This window comes from Desulfofundulus sp. (assembly GCF_049701015.1).
GTDB lineage: Bacteria > Bacillota > Desulfotomaculia > Desulfotomaculales > Desulfovirgulaceae > Desulfofundulus.
In genome coordinates this window covers 1-1,954 of the sequence record NZ_JBNATZ010000361.1, presented here as the reverse complement: position 1 = coordinate 1,954, position 1,954 = coordinate 1, and the positions used below count along the sequence as shown (strand labels likewise).

Below are 1,954 nucleotides of genomic sequence, written 5' to 3'. Positions count from 1 at the left end.
TCAGAACGCATCTCCGACAGGTTCTTTATAAAACCCGTTTCTACCAATTCAACGACGGAACTTTTTACGGATTCCCCCGTCGCGTTAAGCAATTGAATAAGCGCTTCCGCTCCATCATCACCCAGTTTGTCTCTGAGAACTTTCGGTACCAGAACAAGGGTCATTTCTGCCACCCCTTTCTCACCTCCCATGTTATCATATTTTGGCACAAACAAAAAGCCCCACCTGCCTGAAGGACATGGTGAGGCTTTAGTCCAAAAGCGTAATTTTTCGTCTCAACGACCCTGTACTACCGGCAGGGTCTCTCCCGGGGAAAGCTGCAACTTTCCTTACACGGTCCAATACTGCTCGGCTGCTGCCGGGTACTCCACCGTGGAATAAGCCCTGCGGCCATGCGCTGCTCGTTTCTAACGGGCGCTGCGCCGCTGATATGTTAGCCAACCCGGGAAGATTATACCACGGAAAGGTTGACCCTGCAAGAAAAAATTATCCAGCCTCCGGAACCAAAATCCCGTCCCTGGCCCGGAGAAATGTCCGGGCCAGGGGCTCCTTGAACAGCAACCGGTCGAAGGTATACCTGGCCGGGGCGCGAATGTGTGGAGCCACGGCAAGCGCTTGCTCCAGCTCCTCCGCGACAACTATCAATCTTTCAGCTTCAGCCCACCTCAACTCCCTGCCGTCTTCTCCCATACGGACAACCGCTATCCCGTAGTCCAGCCCGTTGAACAACATGGCACCGGTAAGTAGCGGCCGGGTCGGAAATACTTTGACCGGGGCCACCTCCCTGAACCGCAGGTACAGCTGGTTGGCAATCAGGCGCTTCAGAACGTCTATAAGCGGCAGTTGCTCCCACCAGCCGGGAGTCCAGGGAAAGCCTAAAAGGGCAACAGCAGGCCCGGGAGTATAAAAGATCACCGTCCTTTTTTCCCCGGTAAGCCGGTGTTCCACCAGCACTCCTACCTTCGCCAGCATGGCGACCTTCTTTTTGTCTCCTCGATAAAACCTGGAAAGCTGTACGCGGGTAGCTACGCCGGTGGTACAAAGGAACTCCAGCATCTCCCGATTTACCGGGGGCAGGTGACCGGGCGGCCTGAAGGCTGACACGCTTCCCCATTCCAGACGGTACCCGTTGCGCAGTGAGCAGGGGGAAAGGAATTCACCCTGAACGGGAACAGTATGCGTACTCCCTTTGTGAGAGGTAGCGGGGTCACCAATAACAGGACTCGAAACCGGCATCAGCAGTACCTCCTTTGTATACTGTATACCAGGCCATCTTAACCTGCTACCGCAGCCTTCTGCCAAACGGTTTTCCCGACAGGGAAACAGGATACCGCTACAAGCTCCATTTTTTCACCGCACCCCGGGCAATACATTTCATCGAGAACTTCCCGCCCGGTTACCCACCTCCAGCATTCAGGACAAAGATACGTAGCGATGATGTTGATCTCCATGTTGTTTCGCCCCACTTCTCTTTTTAACAAGAAAAAGCCGGGGGTTGCTTCCCCGGCTTACATTCTTAACCAGCAATGTTCAGCCTCCTGATTACCCTCGCCCTGATATGTCTTTTTTCCGGGTCTATCCCGGTAATCCGCACGTACAGGTAGTCTCCTACCATCGGGTAACCCCGGACCATGTGGGGTGTCAGGGCATCTATCCCGGGTTCAAGATTAACGAAAATCCCGTATTTTTCAACCCCGGTGACCCGGCCCGCAATCTCGTCGCCAACTTTGTATCTCTCCTCGATTCCCGGCCAGGGATCCGGCAGAAGGGCTCTGCGGGAAACTGTTACCCTTTCTTTTTCCCGGTCAACAGAGAGCACCAGCACGCTCAGGGTTTCATTCACTTTGAGCCGGGCACTCAAGTCGTCCGTCCAGCCCCAGTCGTATTCCCTGGCTTCCAGAACTCCGGGGACGCCGGAGATGTCCAGGATGGCCCTGCGGCGGCCCACCCGGGT

4 protein-coding genes are annotated in these 1,954 nt (G+C 55.2%); all 4 read right to left on the bottom strand.

Going from position 1 to position 1,954, the window contains the following annotated elements; all coding sequences use genetic code 11:
* Positions 1-191 (bottom strand): LA_3696 family protein (locus ACPLUI_RS14380; RefSeq protein ID WP_424660929.1); only part of this gene is annotated, 191 nt, incomplete at its 3' end.
* Positions 192-486: 295 nt separating this feature from the next.
* On the bottom strand, positions 487-1,236 hold the full coding sequence (locus ACPLUI_RS14375; protein WP_424660928.1) for a hypothetical protein: 750 nt from the start codon (positions 1,234-1,236) through the stop codon (positions 487-489).
* Between the two features lie 38 nt (positions 1,237-1,274).
* A complete protein-coding gene (locus ACPLUI_RS14370) occupies positions 1,275-1,481 on the bottom strand; it encodes a hypothetical protein (RefSeq protein WP_424660927.1) in 207 nt (68 codons plus the stop codon).
* A gap of 35 nt (positions 1,482-1,516) precedes the next feature.
* Positions 1,517-1,954 (bottom strand): S1 RNA-binding domain-containing protein (locus ACPLUI_RS14365; RefSeq protein WP_424660926.1); only part of this gene is annotated, 438 nt, incomplete at its 5' end.

Excerpts from the sequence above, each read along its gene's own strand:
- ACPLUI_RS14375 (WP_424660928.1), bottom strand. The coding sequence starts at position 1,236 with ATGCCGGTTTCGAGTCCTGTTATTGGTGACCCCGCTACCTCTCACAAA.